The 650-nt window shown below is 53.4% G+C and carries 1 protein-coding gene; it reads right to left on the bottom strand.

Annotation, left to right across the window (positions count from 1 at the left end):
* Window positions 1-412: 412 nt before the first annotated feature.
* Window positions 413-650, bottom strand: a 238-nt coding sequence (locus HZR81_RS23695) for a hypothetical protein (protein ID WP_500129405.1), incomplete at its 5' end; no start/stop codon positions are given.

A 650-nucleotide genomic window follows, 5' to 3' on the forward strand; every position in this document is an offset into this window, starting at 1 on the left:
AATCGAAGTTATGGACGAGGTGATGCAGAAGGCCATGGCTATGCGGCATGATGCTCCAGTTTCAATTCAATGACCGTGTTGCACTCAGCTCCTGCAACCGCCCTCTTTAATGATGGGGGGCGAGCCGTGCTAAATGCGACGAGCCTCCAGCTTAAGTCTTTCTCTGAATACGACCACGTTACGGATGTGCTGGCAGTCACATTGCTTAGCGCCAAGGCCCCCGGCGTTTTAGCCAAAATGCTTCCACAGTTGTCGCGCGCCAAGCTGCGAGCGTCTGCTGATGAGACAGTCGTAAATAAAGGGATTCCTTTGTCTGGGTCACGCGTGAAGGTGAACCATATGCTCAGTTCAGGACAGCTAGCCATCAAGATGGTCGCGCAATTGATGCACGATACCCCGCGTCGAGAAAGGGTTATCCAAGACATCCAGGCATACATACAGGGTGCTCCAACGCCTGCTCTCTGAGGATGCTTCGGCGAATGGAGATTCCGAATAGTGCCGGAATATTTTTGGCGCTATCGCGAAGCTGCTTCTGTAATGCCTTCTCGGACTCCAGAAGCCACGCTTCAGCTCCCTGTACAGTGTTGAGCTGCCTCCATAGTGTGACCGCTTCTGGCCGGTAGTTACCGTTGTGAAACACGGCTTTCGGC

Origin of the sequence: Pseudomonas sp. LM13, from assembly GCF_041381355.1 — a bacterium.
Classification (GTDB): Bacteria; Pseudomonadota; Gammaproteobacteria; order Pseudomonadales; family Pseudomonadaceae; genus Stutzerimonas; species Stutzerimonas frequens.